Raw genomic sequence first — 18,738 nt, 5'->3', positions numbered from 1 at the left:
GCCGCGTGCTCCGTTGCCCTATCTTTAACGAACCCAATCGCTTTGCCCATGCCTACCTGGCTACTGCCCGAGAATATCGCCGACGTCTTGCCGTCCGAAGCGCGCAAGATCGAGGAACTGCGCCGCCTCATGCTCGATACCTTCCGCACCTATGGATACGAGCTGGTCATGCCGCCGATGCTCGAGTACGTCGAATCGCTGCTGGCCGGCGCAGGGCAGGACACCGACTCCAAGACCTTCAAGCTGGTCGATTCGATGAGCGGCCGCCTGCTCGGCCTGCGCGCCGACATGACGACCCAGGTCGCCCGCATCGACGCGCACCTCTTGAACAGGGATAGCGTCACCCGCCTGTGCTATGCCGGCACGGTGCTGCACACCCGCCCGTCCGGCTTGCACGCGACCCGTGAACAACTCCAGATCGGCGCCGAAATCTACGGCCACGCCGGCCTCGAAGCCGACGCCGAGATCCAGGAACTGGCCCTCGCCACCTTGGCGCTGGCCGGCTTCGAACAGCCGCGCCTGGACCTGTCGCACGCCGGCGTGCTGCGCGCGATCCTGGCCGAAGACCCGGCCGCCAAACGCGACGAGCAGCTACTGCACGGCCTGCTGAAATCGAAGGACATGCCGGGCCTGGACGAAGCGACGCAGAACCATGCGCAAGCGACCCGCGCCGCCCTGATGGCGCTGCCGAACCTGTATGGCGACGTCGACGTGCTGACCCGTGCAAAAGAAGTGCTGCCGGCGCTGCCGGGCATCACCCGCGCGCTGGCCGAACTGGCGGCGCTGGCCGGCTGTGCGATCGGCCGCGCCCAGGTGGCGATCGACCTGGCCGACCTGCGCGGCTACCAGTACGAGAGCGGCGCCATGTTCGCGCTCTACGTGCCGGGCCTGCCGAATGCCGTCGCCCGCGGCGGCCGTTACGACCACGTCGGCGAAGCCTTCGGACGCGCGCGTCCGGCAACCGGCTTCTCGCTCGACCTGCGCGAGCTGGCGCGGCTGCTGCCGACCGCCGACCGCAAACACGCCATCCGTGCGCCGTGGGGCAATGCGCCCGAGCTGCGCGAAAAAATCGCTGAACTGCGCAAGGCAGGCGAAGTCGTGATCCAGTCCATGCCGGGTCATGAAAACGTACAGGACGAGTTCGAGTGCGACCGTGTGCTCGTCCTCGAACAAGGAAATTGGATTCTCAAAAACTTAGGTTAAGTGATGTCAAATACTGCTAAGAACGTCGTTGTCATCGGCACCCAATGGGGCGATGAGGGCAAGGGTAAGATCGTCGACTGGCTGACCGACCATGCCGCCGGCGTGGTGCGTTTCCAGGGTGGCCACAATGCCGGCCACACGCTGGTGATCAAGGGCCAGAAGACGGCACTCCAACTGATCCCGTCGGGCATCATGCGCGAAGGCGTGGCCTGCTACATCGGCAACGGCGTCGTGGTCTCGGTGCCGGACGTGATGCGCGAGATCGACAAGCTGGAAGCTGCCGGCGTCGAAGTCGCTTCGCGCCTGAAGATCTCGGAAGCCTGCCCGGTCATCCTGCCTTACCACGTCGCCATCGACGTCGCCCGTGAAGCGGCCCGCGGCGTCAACAAGATCGGCACCACCGGCAAGGGCATCGGCCCGGCCTACGAAGACAAGGTGGCACGCCGCGCGATCCGTATCGCCGACATGCTGAACGAGACCCGCTTCGCCGAAAAGCTGCGCGAGAACCTGGACTACCACAACTTCGTGCTGACCGGTTACCTGAAATCCCAGGCAATCGACTTCCAGAAGACCTTCGACGACGCGATGGCCCTGGTGCCGCGCCTGCGTCCGATGGTCGGCGACGTCAGCTCGGCCCTGTACGCAGCCCACAAGGCCGGCGGCCACCTGTTGTTCGAAGGCGCGCAAGGCTCGCTGCTGGACGTCGACCACGGCACCTATCCGTTCGTGACCTCGTCGAACTGCGTGGCCGGCAACGCTGCCGCCGGTTCGGGCGTGGGTCCGGGCATGCTGCACTACATCATGGGCATCACCAAGGCCTACACCACCCGCGTGGGTTCGGGCCCGTTCCCGTCCGAACTGCCGACCGACGCCGGCGTCGGCGAGCACCTGTCGCGCGTGGGCCACGAGTTCGGCACCGTGACCGGCCGTGCGCGCCGCTGCGGCTGGTTCGATGCCGCGCTGCTGCGCCGCTCGGTCCAGATCAACGGCGTGACCGGCATGTGCCTGACCAAGCTCGACGTCCTGGACGGCATCGAGTCCCTGAAGCTGTGCACCGGCTACAAGATCGACGGCCGTGACGTCGACATCTTCCCGGTCGGCGCGGAAGAGGCGGCCGCCTGCGTGCCGGTCTACGAAGAGATGCCGGGCTGGAAGGAAAGCACTGTCGGCGCCAAGTCCATGGACGAGCTGCCGGCCGCTGCCCGCGCTTACATCAAGCGCATCGAAGAGCTGGTCGGTGTTCCTGTCGATATGGTGTCGACCGGTCCGGACCGTGAAGAAACCATCGTGCTGCGTCACCCGTTTGCCGCATAAGAACAATAGGAATTATCAAAGCTATGAATACTCCTGCATCGACCGACAAGGATCTGTGGGTCTCCTGGGATGAGTACAACCGCCTGGTCGAGCGCCTGGCGCTGAAGGTCTACGAATCGAACTGGAAGTTCGACATGGTCCTGTGCCTGGCGCGCGGCGGCGTGCGTCCCGGCGACGTGATCTCGCGCATCTTCGACGTGCCGCTGGCGATCCTGTCGACCAGCTCCTACCGCGAAGAATCCGGCAAGAAGCAGGGTGACCTGGACATCGCCAAGTACATGACGATGACCAAGGGTCCGCTGGCCGGCAAGATCCTGCTGGTCGATGACCTGGCCGACTCCGGCGTGACCCTGGCAAAAGTGAGCGAGCACCTGACCGCCAACTACCCGGACGTCACCGAAGTGCGTTCGGCCGTCATCTGGGTCAAGGGCACCTCGTCGCTGGTCCCGGACTACCACCTGGAAGACCTGCCGCACAACCCGTGGATCCACCAGCCGTTCGAAGACTACGATGGCCTGCGTCCGCACCAGCTGTCGGCGTGGATGAAGAAGTTCGAGAAGAACTGAAGACGACGGCGCTCTCGCGCCTTTTAGTCGTCGCCCCCGCGCAGGCGGGGGGCCAAGCTGAATCGGGGCCGCGCGCCCCGATTTTTTTTGCCCGTCTTCATGTAAGCTTCATCCATAAAAAAATGGAGACGACGATGAAGACGAGCACCAAGCTGCGCACCCTGGCGCTGGCCGTGGCGATCACATGCGCCACCCACCCCGCACTGGCCGCCGACGAGCGCGCCCCGGCCCCGGTATCCCCCTCCGGCATCCCCGCCTTCAGCGAGGAGATGCTGAATCCCGATTTCTGGATCCACCGCCTGCTGGAACCGGACATGGTGCTGCTGAACGCGCGCCAGGCGGCGGCCAAACGGACGCAAGCCTTCGCGCCGGGCGGCGGCTTCATCGACCTGCAGCGCCTGCCGGCGACCCTGGAACGCGCCCAGGTGGCCGACTGGCTGACGCAGGCCGAGCAGGCGACGCCGGTCAAGATTGCGGTCGACGAGGACGGCAAGCCGGTCGGCGCGGCGACCCTGGACGCCGTCCGCAGGAACGGCGCGCCGGAGCGGATCGCGGCATCGGCGCCGGCCAGGTACGGCCTCAGCGTGCGCCGCGCCCACCTGCGCACGATGCCGGCCGAACGCAACTTCTACCCGGCCGCCGACAACCGCGATTATGAAAGCCTGCAGGCCGGCGTCCTCTTCCCGGGCGAGCCGGTCGTGATCGCCCACCAGAGCCTTGATCGCAACTGGCTGCTGGTGATGTCGACCCAGGGCCCGGCCTGGGTGAGAAGCAAGGACATCGCCGAAGGCGGGCGCGACGCCGTGTTCGGCTATGCCACCCGTGCCCCGGGCCGGGTCGTCACCGGCGACCAGGTGCGCACCGTGTTCACGCCGGAAGCGCCCGAGGTGTCGGAAGTGCTGCTGGACATGGGTACGGCGCTGCCGGCCGCCGATGTGCCGCCCGGCGAACCGGTGAACGGCGCCAGCCCCTACGCGTCCTGGCCCTTGCTGCTGCCGGTGCGCGGGCAGGGCGGGGCGCTCGAATTCAGGCCGGCCCTGCTGCGCCGCAGTGCGGACAGCGCGCCCGGCTACCTGCCGGTCACCCGCGCCAACATCATCCGCCAGGCCTTCAAACTGCTCGGCGAGCGTTACGGCTGGGGCCACCAGTTCAATGCGCGCGACTGCAGCGGCCTGACCGGCGAGGTCTACCGCAGCATGGGCCTGTACCTGCCGCCCAGCTCCGCCCTGCAGGGCAGCATGCCGTTGTTCCAGCACCGGACTTTTACCGACAAGGACAGCCATGAGGACCGCGTGCGCGCCCTGGCGGAGGCCCAGGTGGGCGACCTGGTGGTCGTCCCCGGCCACGTGCTGATGATCATCGGCCACGTGAACGGCGAGCCCTATGTGATCCAGGACGTGCCTTACGCGGTGTTCAGGGATCCGGCCGGCGGCCAGGTTCGCAAGACGAAACTGAACCAGGTGTCGGTCACGCCGCTGCTGCCGCTGTATGCGGACGACAAGACCCTGTATGTGGATGCGATGACGAGCCTGGTGCAGCTGACGCGCCCCTGAGGCGGCCCTGAGGCCGCCCGCCCACCAGGCCGGGTCGTGGACTTACTTGCTGGCCGTCGCCAGGTACTGGACGACTGCCTTCAGCGCCGCATCGTCCGGAACGCCGGAGAAGGGCATGCGGTTGCCCGGCACCTTCTCCTGGGGCGCACGGAGGAATTCGGTCAGATTCTTTTCGTCCCAGGTGATGCCGCTCCGTTTCATCGGACCCGAGAAGCGGAAGCCAGGCTCAAGGCCGGCGGTACGGCCGACGATGTTGTGCAGGTCGGGACCGACGCCGTTCTCGCCGGCCTTCAGCGAGTGGCAGGCGGCGCAGGTTTCGAAGGTCTTCTTGCCGAGGTCGTCGGCGGCCTGGGCGTGCAGGGAGAAGGCGGCGAGGGCCGCGAACGTGATTGCAGACGAATTGACGAACTTAGGCATCGATGAGCTTTCCTGGATTCTTGACGTAGACTTTCTTGATGATATCGGCTGCCATGTAGGCGATCGCGCCGACGGGACCGGTCGGGTTGTAGGCCGAGTTGTGCGGGAACAGCGAAGCGCCCATGATGAACAGGTTGTCGACGTCCCACACCTGGCCATATTTGTTCGTGACTGAGTTGCCCGGATTCGTGCCCATGATGGTGCCGCCCGTGTTGTGGGTGCTCTGGTACACGGTCGCGTTCCAGGAGTTGCGCGGCGCCGCCTTGTTCAGGTGAGCAGGGCTCATTGCCTGTGCGATCTTGTTGATGACCTCGGCCGAGTGCGCCGAAATCTTGCGCTCGTTGTCCTTGTAGTCGAAGGTCATGCGCATCAGCGGCATGCCGAGGCGGTTGCGGTAGGTCGGGTCGAGGTCGAGGAAGTTGCCGCGGTTCGGCATCACGCTGCCGGCGGCCGCGATGTTCATCGCGCGTTCGTACCACTTGGCGGTTTCCTCTTTCCACTTGTTGCCCCAGGCTGGCGTACCGCCTGGCACCGGGTGCCATTGGATCGGACGGCCGCCATACTGCACGGTGCCGATGATCGAACCGCCGATGTAGCCGAAGGGCGTGCGGTCGAAGTCCCAGTTGGCGTTGAAGTCGTCGATCAGGGTGCTCGTGCCGCCTGCCGACATGTAAGGGTGGAACAGCTTGTCTTCGAAGAACAGCGTGGCGCTGGCGCCGGTCTGGTAGCAGTAATTCTTGCCGATCAGGCCTTTGCCGGTGGCCGGGTCGTAGACCTGGCCGATGCCGGAGACCAGCATCAGGTGGACATTATTCAGCGCGTAGGCAGTCAGCACGACCATCTTGGCCGGCTGGAAGACTTCTTCGCCGTTCGCCAGGTTGACGTAGGTGACGCCGGTCGCTTTCCTGCCCGAGGCGTCGCGCTCGATGCGGGTGACCCAGGCGTTGGTGCGCAGCTCGAAGGTATTCTGCTTCAGGGCGGCCGGCAGCACGGTCATGTGGGCGCCGCCCTTGGCGTTCGATTCGCAGCCGAAGCGCTCGCAGTGGCCGCAGTACTGGCATTCGCCGAACTTGGCGCCGTCGGGGTTGGTATAGGCGCGCGAGGTGTTCGCGGTCGGGCGCGGGAAGGGATGGTAACCCATCTTCCTGGCCGTATCTTCGAACAGCTCGCCGGCCAGGGTCTGTTCGACCGGCGGCAGCGGATAGTCGTTCGATCGCGGCGCTTCGAAGACGTTGCCGCCGGCGATCTTCTTGCCCTTGATGTTGCCCGCCTTGCCGGAGATGCCGGCAACCTTCTCGAACTTGTCGTAGTACTTCTCCAGTTCCTTGTAGCTGATGCCCCAGTCCTGGATCGTCATGTCTTCGGGAATGTACTTCTTGCCGTACTTGTCCTCGTAGCGCGAACGGATCTTGAACTCGTCGTCGGTCCAGCGCCAGGTATGGCCGTTCCAGTGCGTCGATGCGCCGCCGACGCCGGTACCCATCAGGTAGGATCCGAGGCGGCGATAGGGAAGCGCGGTTTCCCCGGCGTGGTTGCGGATGGTTTCGGTCTGGTCGGTCGTGTTGACCATCATGCCGTTGCGGATGCCCAGCGACAGTTCGTCGCGCATGCGCGGCACGGTAAAGTCTTCCGACGAGGCCTGCGGGCCGCCCCGCTCGAGGCATACCACGGTCATGCCTGCTTCGGACAATTCCTTGCCCAGGATGCCGCCGGTCCAGCCGGCGCCGACCAGCACGACATCCACTTCATTCATTTTCTTCATTGCGGTTCCGTTGGTGTTTGCTTCAGCTGAGGTCGGCAATGCCGACCGGCTGCGTGCGATACGGTTTGTTCTTGAACTTGACGATGTTCAGCTTGTTGGTGGTGTTCACGCCTGGGTAGCCGATCATCTTCCAGGCCATCTTGTCGCGGTTACCGCCATAGATCGGGTCGGAGAACATGGCTTCATAGAACATCTGCAGCAGCTGCGCGAAATACGGCTTGGCCGGCACGCCGTTCGGCAAGGCGATCTTGCCTGCCTGCAGGTCCTTGAGCAGCTGCTCCCTGGCCTCGGACGGCAGGGCATCGAAGGGCTTCTTGAAGGTCGCCTGGCAGTAGTCGGCCAGGCCTTCGGTGCCGGCGCGGAACAGGGCGGCGGGGGTCATGGCCAGCTGGTAACCCTGGTTGGCACTGCCTTGCCTGAAGGGGCCTTGCAGGTAGAGGCGGTCGCCCTGGCCCCAGTTGCCGGCGAGGGCACGGTCGAAGTAGATGTTCAGGCCCATGTCGACCCCGTTCGGGGTGTACTGGTCGGCCGGGCACATGTGATTGACCAGCGCTTCGACGAATGCCTGCTCGCCGGGACGCAGCCATTCGTAGCCGGCCGGCGCTTCCGCGGCGGCGGCGGGGGCGGCGGGCTGTCCGTTGGCCGCCTGGGCCTTTCCGGTGAGAGGCAGGGAAGCGCTCGCTGCGCCGGCCGCGCCGACCAGTGACTTGATCAGGAAGTCGCGACGCGGCTTGGGTTGGGTAGGGTCGGTCATGCTGTTTGTATCCTGTGAAAACGGAGGACAGGAAGGCCCGGCAGGAAACACCGATGCCTTGCTGTAAATATGAAATTTTAAACGGCCGGAAGAAACAAAATTTCCCTTGGGCATCATAAACCGGTTTTATGCCCATGCATATCGGGTGTTGCGCCGATGCCGACACATACAAATTTTATGTTGCTATGCGGAAATTATTGCGGCATATTCCGGACCTGACAGCGGGGCCTCCCGTTATTGAACACTGGTGCCGTGCGACGGCGGATTGCGTACATGTAAATGATGAAAAACCTCAACATCGGCAAAAAGATTGCGCTCGTCTTCGCAATCGTCCTGCTCTTTTCGATTGCAACTACCGGCGTCGGACTTTGGCAGCTGAACAGGATGACGGCATCGACCAAGGAGCTGATGGCCTTGCCACTGGCCAAGGAAAGGCTGGTCAGCGACTGGTACCGCACCATCTACGGCGGTTCGCGCAGGACGCTGGCAATCGCGAAGAGCAGCGACAATGCGCTGGTTGCGTTCTTTGCCGAAGATTCGGCGACGGGCAGCAAGGAAGCCGGCGAAATCCTGAAAAAGGTGAAGCAGCTGCTGACCTCGCCGGAAGAGGCCAAGCTGCTGCAGCAGATCGCCGATGCGCGTGATTTCTACAACGTCCAGAAAGCCGCGGTGACCAAGGCCAAGGAAATGAACGATGTCGAGACCGCAACGCACGTGCTCGAAGAGAAGTTCATCCCGGCTTCGGCCAAGTACCAGGGCTTGCTGCGTGACATGGTCGACATGCAGCGCAAGGCCATCGACGCCAGCGCAGCGCAGGCCGAGCAGGCCGCGGCCGCCAGCCTGCGCATGCAGACCGCGCTGAGCGTGATGCTGGTGCTGCTGGTGGTCGCCTGTGGATGGCTGCTTCGCAGCAGCATCGTCAAGCCGCTCGAAACCGCGATCGGGATCGCGCGCCGCGTCGCCAAGGGCGACCTGACGGCGGATATCCAGGTCACATCCAGGGACGAGGCCGGACAACTGCTGGAAGCGCTGCGCGCGATGAATCACTCGCTGCGCGAGCTGGTGCATAGCGTGGTCCAGGGCGCCGGCAATATCGCCCGTGCGAGCGACGAGATCGCCGCGGGCAACCTCGAACTGTCGTCGCGCACCGAGCAGCAGGCCAGCTCGCTCGAAGAAACCGCTTCGTCGATGGAAGAGCTGACCTCGACCGTCAAGCAGACCTCGGACAATGCGCGCCAGGCCAATCAGCTGGCCGCCTCGGCAAGCGAAGTGGCGGCCAAGGGCGGCGCGGTGGTGCACCAGGTGGTCGAAACGATGGGGCTGATCGATACCTCGTCGAAGAAAATCGTCGACATCATCGCTGTGATCGACGGGATCGCCTTCCAGACCAATATCCTGGCGCTGAATGCCGCAGTGGAGGCGGCCAGGGCGGGCGAGCAGGGCCGCGGCTTCGCCGTGGTGGCCGGCGAGGTGCGCAACCTGGCCCAGCGTTCGGCTGCCGCCGCCAAGGAGATCAAGACCCTGATCGATGCCTCGGTCGGCAACGTGGAAACGGGAAGCGCCCTGGTGGCCAAGGCCGGCACCACGATGGGCGAGATCGTGGCGAGTATCCGCCGCGTCACCGATATCATGGGCGACATCAGCGCCGCCACCCGCGAGCAGACCCTCGGCATCGAGCAGATCAACGAAGCGGTCAGCCAGATGGACCAGACCACCCAGCAGAATGCCTCGCTGGTGGAGGAGGCTGCGGCGGCCTCCGAAACCCTGCAGAAGCAGGCTGCGGACCTGTCCGACGCGATGCGCGTATTCAAGCTGAAAGACATGCCGGCCCAGCCGGCTCAGTCGGTCCGGTCGCCGGCGCCGGCGCGCAAGGCACTGGCAGCCGCGGCGCCCGCAGGTCCGGCGGCACGGGGCCGCAACCCGGAACCGGCTGCGGAGGCGTGGGAAAGCTTTTGACCGGTAAATCGATGGGTACGGATGCCGATCGGTTAAGATTGCAACAAATACCTTGACCGATCCCATGACCCAAAGCTTCTTCCAGACCTTCATCCTGCTCCTGCTCGTTACCGACCCCTTCGGCAACGTTCCCCTGTTCGTCACCGCGCTGAAGGAGGTCGAACCGGCCCGCCGGCCGCGCATCGTGGTGCGCGAGTGCGCGATCGCCTTCTTGCTGCTGCTGGTCTTCATGTTCTTCGGCCGGCACTTCCTGGAAGCGCTGCACCTGACCGACATCTCGCTGCGCATCGGCGGCGCGGTGATCCTGCTGATCATCGCGATCCGCATGATCTTCCCGCATCCGGACGGCGTGCTGGGCCGCAGCGAAGGCGGTGAGCCCTTCATCGTGCCGCTGGCGATCCCCGCGCTGGCCGGCCCCTCGGCGCTGGCCACCGTGCTGCTGTTCACCTCGCAGACGACGGCGGAAGTGATGGTCCACGTGGCCGCGCTGGCCGCCGTCGGCCTGGTCTGGCTGGCCGTGTTCCTGGCGGCGGAGCGCCTGCAGAAAGCGCTCGGCGCCCAGGTCATGACCGCCTTCGAGCGCCTGATGGGCCTGATCCTGACGGCGATGTCGGTCGAGATGCTGCTGGGCGGCGTGCGCGCCTTCGTCAAGACGCTCGGCGAGTAAGGCCGCATGCGGACCTCGATGCACCAGCCGCAAGGCGAACTGTCCGAGGTCCTGTACGGGATCGGCTTCATGTCGACCCTCGACGAGCCCTGGCCGCCGCCGCAGCCCCACCTGAACCGCTTTCCGGCGATGGTCTATTGCAGCCTGAGCCTGATCCTCGACGGCGCCATCGCCATGGCGGCGGAGGAGGGCGGCACGCGCGCCCTGTCCGGCCTGCTGGTCTCGGGGCCGCGCACGCGCCCGGTCACGTCGCTGTCGCTGGCGCCGGTGCGATCGCTGTCCGCGATCTTCTATCCCGATGCCTTCGCCCTCCTGACCGGCATCGCGCCGGTCCGTCTGCAGGACCGCGACGAGCCGGCCGCCGGCTGGCTGGACGCCGATTGGGAAGCCTGGCCGCGGGCCCTGGCGGACCTCGACGAGGCCGCGCAGACCGCATGGATCGAGGCGTGGATTGCCGCGCGCTGGCGCGAGCGCCGCGCCGGCTGGGACGCGGCGCTGGGCCGCAGCCTGCGCCGTATCGCCAGCCACGAAGGCGTGGCGGAGACGGCGCGCACGCTCGGCGTCGGCGAGCGCCAGGTGCAGCGCCGCTACCGCGAGCGGATCGGTGTCACGCCGGCCCAGGCGAGGCGCCTGCAGCGCATGAACGAAGCCGTCTACGCCCTGCGCGACCCGGCCGCGCCCAAGGAGACGCTGGCCGCGCTGGCGGCCGAACTGGGCTACGCCGACCAGGCCCACATGGCGCGCGAGCTGCGCGAACTGGCCGGCCTGCCGCCTTCGCGCCTGGAAGAAAGCATCGCTTCCGACCGCGATTACTGGGCTTACCGGCTGTGACGCGACGGTCACGATGACGATGTCGGATTCGTACAAGCCTCGCTCCGGCTAGCAGGCCGACAATCATGCCTTCGACAAGCAAGGCATGACATGAAGATCACTTTCCTCACCTATGGCACCGACGGCGACACGCGCCCGCTGGCGGCGCTCGCCAGAGAACTGATCCGGCGCGGGCACGAAGCCCGGCTGCTGGCCGACCGCGCCTGCGCCCCGCTGGCGCGCGAACACGGCATCCCGTTCACGGCCCTGGCCGGCGACATCCGCAAGGCGGTGCAGCCGGGCGGCACGCTCGCCAAATCCATCGACGGCCGCGCCGACATGTCGCGGGTCGCGCGCGCCTGCGCCCGGCTCGCGCGCGAGCACACGACGGCGTGGATGGCGACCGCGCGCACGGCGGCCCAGGGCAGCGACGTGCTGGTGTTTTCCGGCCTGGCGGCCTTCGTCGGCCTGGCCGTGGCCGAGGCCCTCGCCATTCCCTGCATCGGCACCGCGCTGTGGCCGCTGACGCCCACGCGCGAGTTCGGCGCCGCCTTCCTGCGTCCGCGCAGGCTGCCCGGCTGGGCCAACCGGCTGACGCACCAGGCATTCAACAGCCTGACCTGGGCGATGTTCCGGCCGGCCGTGAACGCGGCGCGCAGGGACGTGTTCGGCGCGGCGCCGCGCCGGCGCCTGTGGCAGGGCTATCCGACCCTGTACGGCTGTTCGCCGGCCCTGCTGCCGCGTCCTGACGACTGGCCGGCCGAGGTCGAGCTGACCGGCAGCTGGCAGCTTCCCGCCGCCGCCGGGTGGCAGCCGCCGGCATCGCTGTCCGCCTTCCTGGCCGCCGGCGAGGCGCCGGTCTACATCGGCTTCGGCAGCATGGCGGGCATGGATCCGCAGACGCTGCTGGAGACGGTTTGCGGAATCGCCGCCACCCGTCGCGTGCTGTTCTATCCCGGCTGGAGCGGCGTCGACCTGTCGCGGTTGCCGCCGGACGTCTTGGTGCTGGGCGACACGCCGCACGAATGGCTGTTCCCGCGCACCGCCGCGGTCATCCACCACGGCGGGGCGGGGACCACGCATGCGGCGGCGCGCGCCGGCGTGCCCTCGGTGGTGGTGCCGTTTGCCGGCGACCAGTTCTTCTGGGCCGGGCGCCTGCGTGCGCGTGGAATCGGCCTCACCTGCCCGATGGAGGAATTCGCCGGCGCCGATCCGGCCGCGCTGATTGCCGCCGCCTGCGCGCCGGCCATGCGCGAGCGGGCGCACGAGGTAGCGGAGGAGATGGCGCTCGAAGATGGCGTCGGCCGCGCCGCCGACCGCATCCTGGGCGGCATTGCACGCCTGCCGTTGCCCTAGGGGCGGGCGGGGTGTATCCTGCGCCGGCATCCATCACTACGAAAGAACAAGAACATGAAACAGCTGCTTTCCGTGTGCGCCCTCGGCCTGGCGCTTTCCCTCACCCTGGCCGGCTGCAAGCGCGGCCACGCGCCTTCCGCGGCGCCGTCCGACGCGACCCCGATCGCCATGCAGAAGATCGATACCGTGACCGGCACCGGCAAGGAAGCGGTGGCCGGTTCCACCGTGGTCGTCAACTACACGGGCTGGCTGTACGCGCCGAGTGCCCAGCTGCAGCATGGCGCCCAGTTCGATTCCTCGATCGGCCGCGAACCCTTCAGCTTCCGCCTCGGCGCCGGGCAGGTCATCCCGGGCTGGGACCAGGGCGTGCAGGGCATGAAGGTGGGCGGCAAGCGCACCCTGATCGTGCCTGCCGCGATGGGCTATGGCGAGCAGGGCGCGGGCCCGATTCCGCCGAACAGCAACCTGATCTTCGATGTCGAGCTGCTCGACGTCCAATAAAGCGCTTTACATCGTCGGTTCGTAATTGCTGTGCCAGCGGTGGCCGTTCTGGCGGCGGCTGCAGGCCGTCATCCTGATGCCGGTCTGCAGCGCTTCCAGGCAACGGGTGGCGCCGGTTTCGCGATTGGTCAGCAGCATCTGGCGCGGCACGTCGCTCAGGCGCTCGATCGTCCATTGCTGGCTGTCGGCGCGGCTGCAGGGCTCCATCACCAGCACGTTCTTGCGGTCGTTCGGGTGCGCCGCCAGGCAGACGGTCTCGCCGTCCGCCACCGTGTGGAATTTGTCGAAGCCCGGCAGCTCGCCGCGGGTGGCGAACCATTGCTGCGTCGGCGATTTATTGCAGGCCATCATGGCGACGTCGGGACCGGCCGTGCCGAGGCAGCGGCCACGGCCGTCGAGTTCGTTCTGCAGGTAGTTGACGTCGGGCGCGGCAAAGGCCGGCGCCGCTGCGGCCTCGAGGAGGATCAGCACTGCGGCGGCAATGAATCGGGCTTGCATGGTGATGTCCTTTCTTTCGGGTTAGTCTGCCTCAACATTAACACGGAGAAAGGGTGAATAGCGTTGTCGCTTGTACAAATACTGCACCTCGGCAATACTAGTGCCACCCTTTCCCAACCAGCAGAGCAAATCCCGATGACTTCCATTCTTTCGCGCGCCGCACTTGCCTTTGGACTGAGCCTGGCCCTCGGTCCTGCCATCGCCCAGGCTGCGGCCATCCCCAAGGCTCCGGTGGCCGCCGCCGCCAGGCCGCTGCAGAAAACCGACACCGTCGTCGGCAAGGGCAAGGCCGCCGCGGCCGGTTCCACCGTGACCGTGCACTACACCGGATGGCTGTATTCGCCCAAGGAGCCGGGCCAGCATGGCCTCCAGATCGACAGCTCGGTCGGCGGCGAGCCCTTCACCTTCCAGCTCGGCGCCGGCAAGGTCATCAAGGGCTGGGACGAGGGCCTGGTCGGGATGAAGGCGGGCGGCAAGCGCACCCTGGTAGTGCCGGCCGCGCTCGCCTACGGCAACAACGGCGCGGGGCCGATTCCGCCGAACGCCAACCTGATTTTCGACGTCAGCCTGCTCGACGTGAAATAAGGCAGCGGCAGCCCCAGCCCGAACCGCAGGCTCCGCGAGGACCTGCGGTTTTTTCTTGTGCATTTACTGTCGGAAAAATTTACAACTGGTAAGTATTCGTGAAGTGCCGTTTCCGTATGTCATTAATTTTTAAGCATCTTTTCTTTCTGGCATAGTTCCTGCATGCACTATCCGCGCGAGCTTACAAAGTGCCGCAGACATAACGCTGTTACTACAAAGGATAAAAAATGCGTAATCGGAAACTGTCGTTCAATAAGCTGTTGGGTATCACCATCGCCACCGGCGCACTCTTCGGGATCAGCGGTGCCGCGCAGGCAGGCATCGCCGGTGCAATCAATACCCCGGTCATTACCGCCGGCGCACTGCCGGATACCCCGGCCGCGCACGTCGATCCGAACGTGTCGTCCTCGAAGTTTTCCGGTGTGGTCGCAATCCAGATCCAGTACGGCAACGATTACTACATCTGCTCCGGCGCCCTGGTCGGCAAACGCCAGGTCATCTCGGCCGGCCACTGCGTCGACCAGTATGGCGACGGCAAGGTCATCGACCTGAAGAATCCGAACAACAGCGTGCTGGTCGCCTTCAACAGCAACGGCACCTACAACTCGATCATCTCGGCCTCGAAGGTCTCGATGAATCCGGATTACCAAGGCTTCAACAACTGCCCGGACGGCAGCAAGGGCTGCGTGAACGACGACATCTCGGTGATCACCCTGAGCAAGGACGCACCGGCCAGCGCCAAGATCTACAAGGTCGCCACCACCGAGCTGGTCGCCGGCTCGCACATCATCATGGCCGGCTACGGCACCTCGGGCGACGGCATCAACGGCCATTACGTCGCTCCGCGCTACGACACCAAGCGTGTCGGCGAGAACGTCACCGACTATTTCGAGGGCGACGACGAGGGCATCAAGAGCGGCAACGAAGTCTATTATGCCGACTTCGACGGCAACGGCAAGGACACCTTCTGCACCTACTTCAACATCTGCACCGTGGCGCTGCCGAACGGCGTCGAAGCCGGCATCGGCGGCGGCGATTCGGGCGGTCCGTCCTTCGTCGAGCTGTACGGCGAGCTGATGGTCGTTGCCAACAACACCTTCGAAACCCGCCTGTTCGCCAGCCAGGTGGCCGGCACCTTCGGCACCCTGTTCGGCGGCATCATCCTGGGTTCCTACGTCGACTACCTGCACCAGGCAACCGACGGCAACATCACCTTCGTTCCGGAACCGGGCAGCCTGGCGCTGCTGGCCCTGGGCGGTGCGATGCTGGGCGGCCTGCGCCGTCGTCGCAAGCAGTAATCTGCACGTGCATGAAGAAAGCGGCCCGCGGGCCGCTTTTTACTTTGGGGGGGGCGATCAAGGCTTACTTGCCCAGAATCGACACCACATTGTCCGCCCCCGGCGCCCCGAAAGCCTGCTGCTTGAGCACATGCAGCTGGTCCCGAACCTGGGCCGCCTTCTCGAACTCGAGGTTCTTGGCATGGTCGACCATGAGCTTCTCGAGGCGCTTGATCTCTTTCGAAATCTGCTTCTCGCTCATGCCTTCGATCTTCGCGGTCTCCTCCGCCTCGGCCATGTTCTTGGCCGCGGCGGCGCTGTAGACGCCGTCGATCATGTCCTTGATCTTCTTGTTCACACCCTTCGGCGTGATGCCGTTCGCTGCGTTGAAGGCGATCTGCTTGGCGCGGCGGCGTTCGGTCTCGTCGATGGCTTTCTTCATCGAGTCGGTGATCTGGTCGGCGTACAAAATCGCGACGCCGTTCAGGTTACGCGCGGCGCGGCCGATGGTCTGGATCAGCGAGCGCTCGGAACGCAGGAAGCCTTCCTTGTCGGCGTCCAGCACGGCCACCAGCGAGACTTCCGGCAAGTCCAGGCCCTCGCGCAGCAGGTTGATGCCGACCACCACGTCGAAGGTGCCCAGGCGCAGGTCGCGCAGGATCTCGACGCGCTCGACGGTATCGATGTCGCTGTGCAGGTAGCGCACCTTGATGCCGTGGTCGCTCAGGTATTCGGTCAGCTGCTCGGCCATGCGCTTGGTCAGCGTGGTCACCAGCACCCGCTCGTCCTTGGCGATGCGGTCGGTGATCTCGCCCATCAGGTCGTCGACCTGCGAGCGCGCCGGGCGCACGATCACCTGCGGGTCGACCAGGCCGGTCGGACGCACCACCTGCTCGACCACGTTGTCGGCGTGCTCCTTCTCGTAATCGGCAGGCGTTGCCGAGACGAAAATGCACTGGCGCATCTTGTTCTCGAATTCCTGGAACTTCAGGGGCCGGTTGTCCAGCGCCGAGGGCAGGCGGAAGCCGTAGTCGACCAGATTGGTCTTGCGCGAACGGTCGCCGTTGTACATCGCGTTCAGCTGGCCGATCATCACGTGCGACTCGTCCATGAACATCAGCGCGTCTTTCGGCAGGTAGTCGATCAGGGTCGGCGGCGGTTCGCCCGGCATCGCGCCGGACAGGTGGCGCGAGTAGTTCTCGATGCCCTTCGTGAAGCCGACTTCGGCCAGCATCTCGAGGTCGAAACGGGTGCGCTGCTCGAGGCGCTGCTCTTCCAGCAGCTTGCCCTGTTCGCGGAAGAATTCGAGGCGGTCGCGCAGCTCGGCCTTGATTGAGTCGACGGCTTTCAGGACGGTGGCGCGCCCGGTCACGTAGTGCGAGCCCGGATAGACGGTGAAGCGCGGGATCTTCTGGCGTACCTTGCCGGTGAGCGGGTCGAACAGTTGCAGCGATTCGATCTCGTCGTCGAACATCTCGACGCGGATCGCGAGTTCCGCGTGCTCGGCCGGGAAGATGTCGATGGTGTCGCCGCGCACGCGGAAGGTGCCGCGCGCGAAGTCCATCTCGTTGCGCGTGTACTGCATCTGGATCAGGCGGGCGATCACGTCGCGCTGCGCGACCTTGTCCTTGGCCCGCAGGGTCAGCACCATCTTGTGGTACTCGTCCGGATTACCGATACCGTAGATGGCCGAGACGGTGGCGACGATGACGACGTCGCGGCGCTCCATCAGCGACTTGGTGCAGGACAGGCGCATCTGCTCGATGTGCTCGTTGATCGACGAGTCCTTTTCGATGAACAGGTCGCGCTGCGGCACATAGGCTTCCGGCTGGTAGTAATCGTAGTAGGAAACGAAGTACTCGACCGCGTTCTGCGGGAAGAACTCGCGGAACTCCGCGTAGAGCTGGGCCGCGAGCGTCTTGTTCGGCGCGAAGACGATCGCCGGACGGCCCGCACGGGCAATCACGTTGGCCATGGTGTACGTTTTACCGGAGCCTGTTACGCCCAGCAGCGTCTGGTACATCAGGCCGTCGTCGATGCCCTCGATCAGGCCCTGGATCGCGGTCGGCTGGTCGCCGGCGGGAGGGAAGGGCTGGTGCAGCTTGAACGGAGAATCCGGGAAAGTGATGACGGTGGGCGCGGGGGAATTTGCGACCGATAGTTCTGCCATGAGTTCAGACCTTTGCTAGAATGGGAATCCGCCTGCGGCACTGCAACATCCAAGCCGCTGTCTATACAACCGCTGCGAACCCAGCCGACAAACCAGAGTTTATCACGATGAATTCCACAGTTCCTGCCAGCATCTTCGGCGCCATCGCCATGGCCCCACGCGACCCCATCCTGGGCATTACCGAAGCCTTCAATGCAGATACCAATCCGGCCAAGATCAATCTCGGCGTCGGCGTCTACTACGATGACAACGGAAAAGTGCCCCTGCTGGAATGTGTACGCAAGGCGGAAGCGATGCTGATGGAACAACCTGCGCCCCGCACCTATCTGCCGATCGAAGGCCTGGGTGCGTATGACAAGGCTGTGCAAGAACTCGTATTTGGGGCCGACAGCGCGGTAATTCAAGAGAAGCGTGCGGTCACCGTGCAAGCCCTCGGCGGCACCGGCGCACTGAAGATCGGCGCCGACTTCCTGAAGCGTTTCTCGCCGGGCTCGGCGGTCTACATCAGCGACCCGAGCTGGGAAAACCACCGCGCGCTGTTCGAAAGCGCCGGCTTCGACGTCAACAACTACAGCTACTACGATCCGGCCACCCACGGCGTGAATTTCGAAGGCATGCTGGCCTCCTTGAAAGCGATGCCGGAAGCTTCGATCGTGGTCCTGCACGCCTGCTGCCACAACCCGACCGGCGCCGACCTGACGGCCGACCAGTGGGGCCAGGTGATCGACGTGGTGCGCGCGAACGGCCTGATCCCCTTCCTGGACATGGCTTACCAGGGCTTCGGCTCGGGCATCGCCGAAGATGGCGCCGTGGTGCGCCGCTTCGTCGACGCCGGCGGCCCGCTGCTGGTGTCGAACTCGTTCTCGAAATCCTTCTCGCTGTACGGCGAGCGCGTTGGCGCGCTGTCGGTGGTGCTGGCATCCAGCGAAGAAGCGGCGCGCGTGATGTCGCAGCTGAAGCGCGTGGTGCGCACCAACTACTCGAACCCGCCTGTGCACGGCGGCAAGGTCGTCGCCACCGTGCTGTCGACCCCGGAACTGCGCCGGCTGTGGGAAGAGGAACTGGCCGGCATGCGCGTGCGCATCAAGGAGATGCGCGAAGAGCTGGTGAAAAAGCTGGCCGAGAAAGCGCCGGGCACGGACTTCGGCTTCGTGCGCCAGCAGGTCGGCATGTTCTCCTATTCCGGCCTCACCAAGGAGCAGGTAGGCAAGTTGCGCGAGGAGTCGATCTACGCCGTGGACACCGGCCGCATCTGTGTTGCCGCGATGAATTCAAAGAACATCGATCGGGTCGTTGACGCGATCGCAAAAGTTCTCTAAACTCTTGGCTCTTCCGATTCAGCACGCATG

The 18,738-nt window shown here is 65.3% G+C and carries 17 protein-coding genes; 12 read left to right on the top strand and 5 right to left on the bottom strand.

From position 1 onward, the window contains the following. Window positions 1-48 precede the first annotated feature (48 nt). From AB4Z32_RS11005 to AB4Z32_RS10990, 4 genes are all read left to right on the top strand, one after another. On the top strand, window positions 49-1,203 hold the full coding sequence (locus tag AB4Z32_RS11005) for an ATP phosphoribosyltransferase regulatory subunit (RefSeq protein WP_442121879.1): 1,155 nt from the start codon (window positions 49-51) through the stop codon (window positions 1,201-1,203). 3 nt (window positions 1,204-1,206) lie between these two features. After that, window positions 1,207-2,517, top strand: a complete 1,311-nt coding sequence (locus tag AB4Z32_RS11000; protein WP_442121878.1) for an adenylosuccinate synthase — start codon at window positions 1,207-1,209, stop codon at window positions 2,515-2,517. A gap of 23 nt (window positions 2,518-2,540) precedes the next feature. Further along, complete coding sequence (locus AB4Z32_RS10995) at window positions 2,541-3,083, top strand: phosphoribosyltransferase (protein ID WP_442121877.1); 543 nt, start codon at window positions 2,541-2,543, stop codon at window positions 3,081-3,083. 134 nt (window positions 3,084-3,217) lie between these two features. Continuing rightward, window positions 3,218-4,636: an SH3 domain-containing protein gene (locus AB4Z32_RS10990; RefSeq protein ID WP_442121876.1), complete on the top strand. Its 1,419-nt coding sequence runs from the start codon at window positions 3,218-3,220 to the stop codon at window positions 4,634-4,636. A 42-nt stretch (window positions 4,637-4,678) separates the two neighbouring features. Here AB4Z32_RS10990 and AB4Z32_RS10985 read toward each other — a convergent pair whose 3' ends face one another. The 3 genes from AB4Z32_RS10985 to AB4Z32_RS10975 are packed head-to-tail and all read right to left on the bottom strand — an operon-like array spanning window position 4,679 to window position 7,569. Then, the gene (locus AB4Z32_RS10985) at window positions 4,679-5,053 is read right to left on the bottom strand and encodes a c-type cytochrome (RefSeq protein ID WP_442121875.1); all 375 of its coding nucleotides are present in this window, start codon (window positions 5,051-5,053) and stop codon (window positions 4,679-4,681) included. After that, window positions 5,046-6,815, bottom strand: a complete 1,770-nt coding sequence (locus AB4Z32_RS10980; RefSeq protein WP_442121874.1) for a GMC family oxidoreductase — start codon at window positions 6,813-6,815, stop codon at window positions 5,046-5,048. The genes AB4Z32_RS10985 and AB4Z32_RS10980 overlap by 8 nt, the downstream gene beginning before the upstream one ends. A gap of 22 nt (window positions 6,816-6,837) precedes the next feature. After that, window positions 6,838-7,569: a gluconate 2-dehydrogenase subunit 3 family protein gene (locus AB4Z32_RS10975; RefSeq protein WP_442121873.1), complete on the bottom strand. Its 732-nt coding sequence runs from the start codon at window positions 7,567-7,569 to the stop codon at window positions 6,838-6,840. 282 nt (window positions 7,570-7,851) lie between these two features. On the opposite strand from AB4Z32_RS10975, the gene AB4Z32_RS10970 reads away from it, so the two are divergent. The 5 genes from AB4Z32_RS10970 to AB4Z32_RS10950 all read left to right on the top strand — a co-directional run bounded on the left by AB4Z32_RS10970 (window position 7,852) and on the right by AB4Z32_RS10950 (window position 12,859). Further along, window positions 7,852-9,525, top strand: coding sequence for a methyl-accepting chemotaxis protein (locus AB4Z32_RS10970; protein ID WP_442121971.1), 1,674 nt, complete (start codon window positions 7,852-7,854; stop codon window positions 9,523-9,525). A gap of 64 nt (window positions 9,526-9,589) precedes the next feature. Continuing rightward, window positions 9,590-10,192 (top strand): MarC family protein, encoded by a 603-nt coding sequence (locus tag AB4Z32_RS10965; protein WP_442121872.1) that lies wholly within the window; start codon window positions 9,590-9,592, stop codon window positions 10,190-10,192. Between the two features lie 6 nt (window positions 10,193-10,198). After that, window positions 10,199-11,023, top strand: a complete 825-nt coding sequence (locus tag AB4Z32_RS10960; RefSeq protein ID WP_442121871.1) for a helix-turn-helix domain-containing protein — start codon at window positions 10,199-10,201, stop codon at window positions 11,021-11,023. A 90-nt stretch (window positions 11,024-11,113) separates the two neighbouring features. Then, entirely contained in the window at window positions 11,114-12,358 is a 1,245-nt protein-coding gene (locus tag AB4Z32_RS10955) for a glycosyltransferase (RefSeq protein ID WP_442121870.1), read from the top strand. 54 nt (window positions 12,359-12,412) lie between these two features. Next, on the top strand, window positions 12,413-12,859 hold the full coding sequence (locus AB4Z32_RS10950) for an FKBP-type peptidyl-prolyl cis-trans isomerase (protein ID WP_442121869.1): 447 nt from the start codon (window positions 12,413-12,415) through the stop codon (window positions 12,857-12,859). A 6-nt stretch (window positions 12,860-12,865) separates the two neighbouring features. Here AB4Z32_RS10950 and AB4Z32_RS10945 read toward each other — a convergent pair whose 3' ends face one another. Then, window positions 12,866-13,357: a hypothetical protein gene (locus tag AB4Z32_RS10945; RefSeq protein ID WP_442121868.1), complete on the bottom strand. Its 492-nt coding sequence runs from the start codon at window positions 13,355-13,357 to the stop codon at window positions 12,866-12,868. 135 nt (window positions 13,358-13,492) lie between these two features. Here AB4Z32_RS10945 and AB4Z32_RS10940 point away from each other — a divergent pair, with 135 nt between their 5' ends. Next, a complete protein-coding gene (locus AB4Z32_RS10940) occupies window positions 13,493-13,942 on the top strand; it encodes an FKBP-type peptidyl-prolyl cis-trans isomerase (RefSeq protein ID WP_442121867.1) in 450 nt (149 codons plus the stop codon). A 227-nt stretch (window positions 13,943-14,169) separates the two neighbouring features. After that, entirely contained in the window at window positions 14,170-15,240 is a 1,071-nt protein-coding gene (locus tag AB4Z32_RS10935) for a trypsin-like serine protease (protein ID WP_442121866.1), read from the top strand. 64 nt (window positions 15,241-15,304) lie between these two features. Here the strand turns inward: AB4Z32_RS10935 and uvrB are convergent, their stop codons facing one another. Beyond that, window positions 15,305-17,389: an excinuclease ABC subunit UvrB gene (uvrB, locus tag AB4Z32_RS10930; RefSeq protein ID WP_442121865.1), complete on the bottom strand. Its 2,085-nt coding sequence runs from the start codon at window positions 17,387-17,389 to the stop codon at window positions 15,305-15,307. A gap of 107 nt (window positions 17,390-17,496) precedes the next feature. Here uvrB and AB4Z32_RS10925 point away from each other — a divergent pair, with 107 nt between their 5' ends. Further along, on the top strand, window positions 17,497-18,708 hold the full coding sequence (locus AB4Z32_RS10925) for an amino acid aminotransferase (protein ID WP_442121864.1): 1,212 nt from the start codon (window positions 17,497-17,499) through the stop codon (window positions 18,706-18,708). Window positions 18,709-18,738 lie beyond the last annotated feature (30 nt).

The organism is Massilia sp. 2TAF26 (assembly GCF_052115005.1).
GTDB lineage: Bacteria > Pseudomonadota > Gammaproteobacteria > Burkholderiales > Burkholderiaceae_D > Telluria.
Note: the sequence above shows the minus strand (reverse complement) of the source record. Positions and strands in the feature narration are given on the sequence as shown.

Coding starts and splice junctions, on each gene's coding strand:
- AB4Z32_RS10975 (WP_442121873.1), bottom strand. CDS start 7,569: ATGACCGACCCTACCCAACCCAAGCCGCGTCGCGACTTCCTGATCAAG.
- AB4Z32_RS10925 (WP_442121864.1), top strand. CDS start 17,497: ATGAATTCCACAGTTCCTGCCAGCATCTTCGGCGCCATCGCCATGGCC.
- AB4Z32_RS10960 (WP_442121871.1), top strand. CDS start 10,199: ATGCGGACCTCGATGCACCAGCCGCAAGGCGAACTGTCCGAGGTCCTG.
- AB4Z32_RS11000 (WP_442121878.1), top strand. CDS start 1,207: ATGTCAAATACTGCTAAGAACGTCGTTGTCATCGGCACCCAATGGGGC.
- AB4Z32_RS10990 (WP_442121876.1), top strand. CDS start 3,218: ATGAAGACGAGCACCAAGCTGCGCACCCTGGCGCTGGCCGTGGCGATC.
- AB4Z32_RS10945 (WP_442121868.1), bottom strand. CDS start 13,357: ATGCAAGCCCGATTCATTGCCGCCGCAGTGCTGATCCTCCTCGAGGCC.
- AB4Z32_RS10995 (WP_442121877.1), top strand. CDS start 2,541: ATGAATACTCCTGCATCGACCGACAAGGATCTGTGGGTCTCCTGGGAT.
- uvrB (WP_442121865.1), bottom strand. CDS start 17,389: ATGGCAGAACTATCGGTCGCAAATTCCCCCGCGCCCACCGTCATCACT.
- AB4Z32_RS11005 (WP_442121879.1), top strand. CDS start 49: ATGCCTACCTGGCTACTGCCCGAGAATATCGCCGACGTCTTGCCGTCC.
- AB4Z32_RS10970 (WP_442121971.1), top strand. CDS start 7,852: ATGAAAAACCTCAACATCGGCAAAAAGATTGCGCTCGTCTTCGCAATC.
- AB4Z32_RS10965 (WP_442121872.1), top strand. CDS start 9,590: ATGACCCAAAGCTTCTTCCAGACCTTCATCCTGCTCCTGCTCGTTACC.
- AB4Z32_RS10985 (WP_442121875.1), bottom strand. CDS start 5,053: ATGCCTAAGTTCGTCAATTCGTCTGCAATCACGTTCGCGGCCCTCGCC.
- AB4Z32_RS10955 (WP_442121870.1), top strand. CDS start 11,114: ATGAAGATCACTTTCCTCACCTATGGCACCGACGGCGACACGCGCCCG.
- AB4Z32_RS10935 (WP_442121866.1), top strand. CDS start 14,170: ATGCGTAATCGGAAACTGTCGTTCAATAAGCTGTTGGGTATCACCATC.
- AB4Z32_RS10950 (WP_442121869.1), top strand. CDS start 12,413: ATGAAACAGCTGCTTTCCGTGTGCGCCCTCGGCCTGGCGCTTTCCCTC.
- AB4Z32_RS10980 (WP_442121874.1), bottom strand. CDS start 6,815: ATGAAGAAAATGAATGAAGTGGATGTCGTGCTGGTCGGCGCCGGCTGG.
- AB4Z32_RS10940 (WP_442121867.1), top strand. CDS start 13,493: ATGACTTCCATTCTTTCGCGCGCCGCACTTGCCTTTGGACTGAGCCTG.